General features: G+C 44.5%; 7 protein-coding genes. All 7 read left to right on the forward strand.

All coding sequences use genetic code 11. The features are described from left to right. Nucleotides 1–98 precede the first annotated feature (98 nt). A complete protein-coding gene (locus tag P1P89_21025; GenBank protein MDF1593998.1) occupies nucleotides 99–536 on the forward strand; it encodes a hypothetical protein in 438 nt (145 codons plus the stop codon). Beyond that, nucleotides 533–1,660, forward strand: a complete 1,128-nt coding sequence (locus P1P89_21030) for a DegT/DnrJ/EryC1/StrS family aminotransferase (GenBank protein ID MDF1593999.1) — start codon at nucleotides 533–535, stop codon at nucleotides 1,658–1,660. Before P1P89_21025 ends, P1P89_21030 begins: the two co-directional genes overlap by 4 nt. After that, on the forward strand, nucleotides 1,657–2,445 hold the full coding sequence (locus P1P89_21035; protein ID MDF1594000.1) for a class I SAM-dependent methyltransferase: 789 nt from the start codon (nucleotides 1,657–1,659) through the stop codon (nucleotides 2,443–2,445). Before P1P89_21030 ends, P1P89_21035 begins: the two co-directional genes overlap by 4 nt. After that, nucleotides 2,442–3,644, forward strand: a complete 1,203-nt coding sequence (locus P1P89_21040; protein MDF1594001.1) for a glycosyltransferase family 1 protein — start codon at nucleotides 2,442–2,444, stop codon at nucleotides 3,642–3,644. The genes P1P89_21035 and P1P89_21040 overlap by 4 nt, the downstream gene beginning before the upstream one ends. After that, on the forward strand, nucleotides 3,641–4,453 hold the full coding sequence (locus P1P89_21045) for a glycosyltransferase (GenBank protein MDF1594002.1): 813 nt from the start codon (nucleotides 3,641–3,643) through the stop codon (nucleotides 4,451–4,453). The genes P1P89_21040 and P1P89_21045 overlap by 4 nt, the downstream gene beginning before the upstream one ends. Nucleotides 4,454–4,658: 205 nt before the next feature. Continuing rightward, a complete protein-coding gene (locus P1P89_21050) occupies nucleotides 4,659–5,795 on the forward strand; it encodes a glycosyltransferase (GenBank protein MDF1594003.1) in 1,137 nt (378 codons plus the stop codon). Between the two features lie 261 nt (nucleotides 5,796–6,056). Next, a partial coding sequence (locus P1P89_21055; protein MDF1594004.1) for a hypothetical protein occupies nucleotides 6,057–8,265 on the forward strand: 2,209 nt, incomplete at its 3' end.

The raw sequence follows: 8,265 nt of genomic DNA on the forward strand, positions 1-8,265 counted from the left end.
TGTGTCGCGCCAAATGATTATTGGAGGTAACCCTCTACATATAGTGGGCGGTTGAGTTAACTGCATACCCAGTTAAACAAATATAATCAGGATCATCAATGATTGAACGTATTACAAATCACGGTCGCGAGCTCGCATTGATCATACGCAGTTTATATCACAAAGATGGAATTGAATTTTTTACGCCTGACACATACTCCCAACAGATTGGATACATGAACCGACCCCAGGGTTACATCATTCCGCCGCATGTGCATAACCCGGTGGCACGCGAGGTTCATTTTACCAATGAAGTGCTTTTTATAAAGTCCGGAAAGTTGCGGATCGATTTTTACGAAGACGATCAGAACTATTTGGAAAGCCGTATCCTGTCCCAGGGTGATGTGGTGTTGCTGGCCTGTGGCGGCCACGGTATCGAGATGATAGAGGCCAGTGAAATCATCGAGGTCAAACAGGGGCCATATACTGGGGAGAAGGACAAGACTCGTTTTTCTCCAGTTCCGCCGCATCAGGTCCGTCTGGTCGAGAAATCATGACTAAACACAAATTCATACCCGTAAATGAACCTCTGCTGAACGGTAATGAAGAAAAATACCTGCTTGAGTGTATCCGCACCGGCTGGATTTCTTCGGAAGGACCGTTTGTCAAGCAGTTTGAAGAACAGTTTGCCACCCGCATGGGCCGCAAGTATGGCGTAGCGGTATCGAACGGTTCAGTGGCACTGGATGCAGCGGTCGTCGCTTTGGGGATTGGCACAGGGGATGAGGTTATCATGCCCACTTTTACCATTATATCGTGCGCGGCGGCGGTGGTTCGGGCGGGTGCTGTGCCGGTGGTGGTGGATTGCGATCCTGTGACCTGGAACATGGATGTCGCGCAGATTGAAGCACGCATTACACACCACACCAAGGCCATTATGGTGGTGCACATCTTCGGGTTGCCGGTAGACATGGATCCCTTAATGGCGATTGCACGAAATCATGGTCTGAAGGTGATTGAAGACGCCGCCGAAATGCATGGCCAGACATACAAGGGCAAACCCTGTGGCGGATTTGGCGACATCAGCACATTCAGTTTCTATCCCAACAAGCATATAACCACGGGCGAGGGCGGGATGATCGTCACCGACGATCTCGCGTTAGCTGAGAAATGTCGTTCCCTGCGTAATCTATGTTTTAAACCCGAACAGCGCTTTGTTCACGATGAATTGGGTTGGAATTTCCGAATGTCCAACCTGCAGGCGGCGTTGGGTGTGGCGCAACTGGAGCGGCTGGATGAGTTTGTTCAGCGTAAGCGACGCATGGGCGCTCACTACACCAAGTTGCTGGCTGATACATCTGGTATTCAACTGCCGCTGGCACACACCGGGGATGCTGCGGATAATATTTACTGGGTATATGGTCTGGTTTTAGATGACAGCGTGCCTTTCGATGCCAAGGAAGCCATGGTGCGCCTGGGAAAATTGGGCATCGGTTCTCGCCCATTCTTTTGGCCCATGCATGAACAACCGGTTTTTCGCAAGATGGGCCTCTTCGCAGGAGAACGCCACCCGGTTGCAGAGCGCATAGCACGTCGGGGGTTTTATATTCCAAGCGGGTTGGCATTAACAGAAGAACAAATAGAACGATCCGCAGAGGCGGTAAAAGAGATTTTGCGATGAGTCAGGTCTTTGACGCCTACGCCCGCTATTACGATCTGTTGTATCGCGACAAAGACTATGTCGCCGAAGCAGAGTATGTGGCCTCACATATCCGTAAACATGCACCGGGTGCCACGCGCATTCTTGAGCTGGGATGTGGAACCGGCGCCCATGCAGCGCATCTGGCTCAAATCGGCTTTACTGTGCATGGTGTGGATTCGAGCGCTGTCATGCTGGCCAGAGCCTCTGCACGCAAGGCCAACCTTCCTGCTGCAGAGGCTGAGCGCCTGACCTTTGCCGGCGGGGATGCACGCACCTTGCGATCCGGCGAGACCTACGATGCGGTAATCTCGCTCTTTCATGTGATGAGTTATCAGACCACTAATGCCGATCTGGAAGCGGTTTTTGAAACAGCGGCCATTCACCTTATACCCGGCGGGTTGTTCTTGTTCGACTTCTGGTACGGTCCTGCGGTATTGACGCTAAAACCTGAAATTCGTATCAAACGGCTGGAAGACGAACATATCAAGGTGACCAGGATTGCCGAGCCGATTATGCACGTCAATGAGAATATTGTAGATGTGAATTATACCGTATTCATTGAGGAGAAAGAGACGGGTAGGGTTGAGCAGTTGCAGGAAACACATCAGATGCGATATTTGTTTTTACCGGAGATTGAAAAGATAATAGAAGAATGTGGTTTGCAACTGGTTGCATCCCAGGCATGGATGAGCGATTGTCCGATGAATTGTGAACAGTGGGCTGGATTTATCGTAGCCTCGCAAGATAGATTGCAGCGACCATGAAGATTATCGCATTACTTGAAATTAAGATAACTTCCGGAGGTGGATTCAACCAGGCGATGAATGCGATCTTTCAGATGAAGCGGCTCTGTGAAAATCGATTTGAGTTTGCAGTTATTACGACGATTCAGGACAATATTCCAATTTTAGAAAGATTAGATATAAACGCTGATTTAATGCCTGTTAGTCTTTTCGGAAAACTGCTTTTAAAATTTGTCACGATGCCTTTGTGGCAAAGGATTCAGAGTAGGCTAAGACTGATTTTACCGTTTGAAAAGATGTTGATCAATCATGGCGCCGATCTGATTTATTTTGTTGCACCCTCGGCTCGGTCAACAACGATGCAGCGGCTGAATTATATCACCACTGTTTGGGACATGTGTCACCGTGATACGCCGGAATTTCCTGAGATTAGAGAATTCAATCAATTTCATGCACTCGAGAATTTGTACCGAAGCTCGCTTGCACCTTCAGTCACGGTGTTGACTGACTCAATAACGTCGGCGGAGAATATTTCCAGACGATATGGGATTGATCGTGACAGACTCTTGCCCATGCCTTTTTCGCCGGCAACATTTTTGAGTGAAATGCACGCAAACGGCATGAACGAAGTGCTCGACAAATACCGGGTAGAATACGGCTATTTTTTTTACCCATCGCAATTCTGGTCCCATAAAAACCACATCAGAATTCTGGAGGCCCTTTTGATCCTACGTCAGGAAGGGATCCGCCCCATCGTGGTTTTTACCGGCAGTGATACGGGAAATCGCAAGGTGGTGGAAGGTTTTATCACGCAGAACGATCTTGCAGGGCAAGTAAAGATCCTTGGGTTCGTCCCTGCCGAGGATATGCGAGGTCTTTATAGCGGCTGCCGGGCGGTTGTGATGCCCACCTATTTCGGACCGACCAACCTGCCGCCCCTTGAGGCCTGGATGATTGGCAAGCCGCTGATTTATTCCTTACATTTCCATGAACAGGCCGGTGATGCGGCGATTCTGATTGATCCTGATAACTCGGTTGACTTGGCAAAAGCGATGAAAGCAATCATGGATGACCGGCTTTGCATTGAACTCGTTGAAAAGGGACGCAGACGACTACAGGAGATCGAAAATCAGCGCGATGCTGCAGAAATGGAGCTTCTGGCCCGGTTGGTGCGATTTGAGAAACGAAGCCGATGTTGGAGGGCAAAACCGTCATTATGAATAACGTGGAAATAGGTGTCGTCGTACCAACATTCAACAGCGCAGAAACGTTGGAATGGACGGTGCTTGCATTAAAAAACCAGGAAGGTTGTCGTGTAAAGATAGTTGTTGTGGACAGCGGTTCATCAGACGATACCCTTGAGATTTGTGCCAGACATAAGCTGAGAACCGAATACGACCCCCCCGGAAATATGTATCGTGCGATCAACGTGGGTATGCGACTCTTGGATACAGAGTGGACAACCTATCTCAATTCAGATGACATCGTTTATCGAAATGCATACAGCCGTATGATAGCGTTAGGAAATCGCGCGGTGGCCGATGTTGTTTATGGCCATTCTGATTTTATTGATTGGGATGGCCGATTCAGGTATTCCTTTATGGCAGCCCATCCCATATTATTGCGAGGTCTCGTCTTTTCCGGGGTGCTCCAATTTTCTCAACCCGCCGCAATTTTCCGCAAAGTTGTTTACGAAGACTTAAAAGGGTTTTCCGAAAAATATCGTTCTATTTCAGATTTTGACTTTTTCGCACGGGCTATCTTAACCGGCCAAAAATTTGAGCGGCTTACATTTCCGACTGTCACGGCATTCCGATTACACCCCAACCAATTCAGTCATAAAGAAAGCGGGATTGTTATAGAAGAAACCGCACAATTTTTTCAGGAATGGAGAGGCAAAAAGTCATTTATAAGCCCACTTCTTTTCGGGTTGTGGCGGTTTCTCAATGCCAGACATTATCTTTTACGTTTTTTGCGAAATGGGCAATTCAAATCCCGATCTACAGATTCGAAAGGTTCTTCATATTGACTTTTGAGTTAGAAATACAATACGGGCTTCTTTTTATCGCTTCTGCTCAAACTGAAAGGACGATCCAATTTGTGAATTACACACGAACTTACAGCTGTCAGAAGATAAAACAGTTCGGATTTACAAAGCCGATATTGCTGGATGAAGGACTCAGAAGATTTGCAGTCTGGTATCAAGACCAGCGGATGAAGGGTTTGCAAAACGGATGAAGATTTTAAATGTCAATATGTCGATCGACCCTGTCACCGGAGGCGGGACAGCTGAAAGAACATATCAGATGAGTATGGCTTTTGCCAAATTGGGTATTAAGAGTGTTCTCCTCACTACAAACGTTGGATTAAAACATCAAAGTATTCGAAATTTAAAAGGCATAGATATCGCAGCGCTTCCTTGTGTAAATGAACGTTATTATATTCCAAAATTTTCATACCGTAAGATCAGAAAAATTATCCATAGATCGGACATTGTTCATTTAATGAATCATTGGACGTATCTCAACGCCATAATATATCAAATGGCCGTGGGAATGAAAAAGCCCTATGTGGTTTGTCCGGCCGGGGCCCTACCGATTTATGGCAGATCGAAATTTATTAAACAAGTCTTCAATTTTGTTATCGGGAAAAGGATTATTAGAAATGCGAACGCTCATATCGCTGTCAGCATCAATGAAGTCAGTCAATATAAAAAATATGGCATTGCATCGAATCAGGTCGTTCATATACCAAACGGAATCAATGAAGAAGATTTCAAAGTTGAAGGTGTGTCCGATTTCCGTAATCAATACGGCCTTGGTGGTGCTCCTTTTATTTTATTTTTAGGACGACTGAATCATATTAAAGGGCCCGATTTACTGCTTCAGGCTTTTAATAATTTAAAAGATAAAATACAAAAATATCATCTTGTGTTTGTCGGTCCTGATGGGGGCATGCTAGCTGAACTGCGCAAAATGACTTTTACTTTCGGTATTGATGACCGGGTTCATTTTATCGGCTACTTAGGTGGAATTCAGAAAGCTCAAGCCTATCACGCTGCAGATCTGCTCGCGATTCCATCTAGGCAGGAAGCGATGTCGATCGTTGTTCTCGAAGCCGGTATTGCCGGGACACCGGCTTTAATAACGGATCAATGCGGTTTCGATGAAATCGAGCGTATCGGCGGCGGGAAAGCGGTATCTGCCTCCGTCCAAGCGCTTCAGCTTGGCCTTGAGGAGATCCTTCGGGATTCCGGACGATTAAAGGAAATGGGGGAAAAGCTTAGAATATTTGTCAGTGGAAATTATACGTGGGATGTCATCATCAATAGATACATCGATCTGTATCGTTGTATCTTGCAAAAGAAATAATTGAAGAATCCTGCAGTACCGCCTTGGCGGAACAGTCCCGCTTCAAGCGGGATTCAACCTTATGAACTTTTAATCTTTTTATGATATTCGCTCGCTAACCCCGCAGTCCCGTCCAAGGCAAGACGGGAGATGCGCTCACTGTTGCGGTTCAACTTCTTAACTGTTATTTTATGAACTACCTGTATCCGATATCGATTGCTGCTAACTCTTTTGCGATGACTTTTTTTTTTCGTTCTGCTTGGATTTATGGGCAGAACTTCGTTGGCCGCCGACATCTGCATTGTTCAGGGGGCGACATTCGCACTCTTTTTTTCATTTTCGGCAAATGCACGCAATATCATACTGAATCCCGCCACTAACAGTGCCATCAAACCAATCCTGCTGTTTCGCTTGATTCTGTCGTTGCCATTAGCTGCTGTGGCTTATTACCTGAGCGTTCATATTGCACACGTAGATGCATATCTGTCCGTTTGCCTTATTCTGAGGCGTTGCGGGGAGTGGTTGGTTGAAATAAATCTGAGCGAAATTGAATTCAAAGGATATCGCAAAAGTCCCGTTTATTTTCTATTGGTTCAATTCTTGACATTCGTATTTGCACTGTTATGGCTTTTAAAGGGACCTTTTATGCCCTTGTTGGGCGTTTTGATCTGGGCCGTACTACCGTTATTTATTACTTCAAATTTTATTTCAAATTATTTGTTGCATAAAGAATCTGTCAATATGCCGTGGCATCTTATGCTTCCGAACTTTGGATCATCTGCCATTACCGGGGTAACCGTCTATGTTTTTCGACTTTTAATCCTGCTGATCGTTGGCAAGGCGGTGGCAGGAGATTTGTTTACGGCGTTTGCGCTGGGTAGCATCTCCGGATCGATGTTTGCCTTTGCGCTCGGGCCATCGATTGCTCATTACGAAAGCCGGACAGGCGAACATATTTTACCGTTATGGATAAAAGTTGGTTTGTTTTCGATAGTTATTACAGGGCTGATAATATTTTTGGCCGCTGAATTTGAGTTTCGATTTTTATCTTTACTCGAAAAATCAAATTTTTTTTGGAAAACTGCCGGTCTGTCTCTTGTCGGCGGCGGGTTGATGATTTTAGCCCAGCGTATTCGCATTCATATTCTTCAGCACTATGAGGGGCAGGATGTGTTCGGCCCGGACCTTTTATCCAATTTAACGATTTTATTCATTGTTCCGGTTTCATACTATCTGGTCGGGAAAGAGGCGCTGAAAGGATTGTTTCTATTCAATGCGATCACGGCATTTCTTTTCTACAAGAGCGCGAAAGATGGTTTGCTTTCAAAACATTTTAATGTACTGAGATTAAATGAAAAAGTGTTAAACAACCTAATCGCGGCTCTTCTGATTTTTCCGTTATTTATTCAGCTTAGCGGTAAAGTTTTTAATGACCCTTCATATGTTTTCGTAACCATGGGAGTTTTAGATCGAGTGCCGCTTCCGGTTTCACTTCTCGGGTGTTTTGGGGGCATCTTTATTCTGGGTAAATATAGACGGTCGCAAATATCTTTGAGCGTAATTTTTATGACCTTCGTTATCATGCTCTGTGCAGCGATAAATTCTACAATCGAACAATCCGACAATGAAAAAAATAAAATACTATTGATGCTCCAGTTTATCCTTCCGATGTTTGGATTGGTACTCGGACAAATGTTTGAAAATAATAACAAGCCGAGTTTGTGTTTTGAAAAGGTCGGCATTTTGGTTCTATGGATAATAATTCCCTGCCAGGTAATTCTTTCATTGCGTCTCGACAGGTCCATCCTGACTCCGTATTTTTATTTCTTCAGCATTCATCAGAATTTACAATATGTAACGGTCGTTTTCAGTTGTATTTTTATCATTTCCCTCTTTTCTTTATGGGAGAACAGGGGATATAGAAAATTATTGATATGCTTAGGGCCGTTTTTTGGATATTATGTGGTAGCATCGGTATCTATGCTGACAAGCTTTATTTTTTTTGCTGGGGTATTTGTTTTTGCCGCTTTACAATGGTTAAAGAACACCGATCGGTGGCCGGTTGTTTTGTTTTTGCTGGTTTTGTCATCGGCCGTCATCTCTTTACATTTGGTCAAAAATGATTTTTATTTCGAACAAAAATACTCTTTTCTCTCAAATGAGACAAAAAATGAATCCGGAATTTTGATCCAGAACCTGGAAGATCGGTCTGACATCTGGCGATATTATATAGCAGGAATTTTTAATGATTCAAAAACGTTTTTGCTGGGGCATCCACAAATACCGGATAGAACCCTATATCCGAGTGCACATAATTATTATTTGGATTTGGTGTACAATTTCGGATTTTTATCAGTAATACCATTACTCATGTTAATTGTCCTGACAATAAAAAAAGTTTATTCTTTTAAAAACAAAATTTTTAGTCATTTTGATTTGATTGGCCTCGTATTGGTGGTCGGTTTTTTGTTGGCGATTGAAAATTCTTTGA

It is taken from the genome of Desulfobacterales bacterium, from assembly GCA_029211065.1.
GTDB lineage: Bacteria > Desulfobacterota > Desulfobacteria > Desulfobacterales > JARGFK01 > JARGFK01.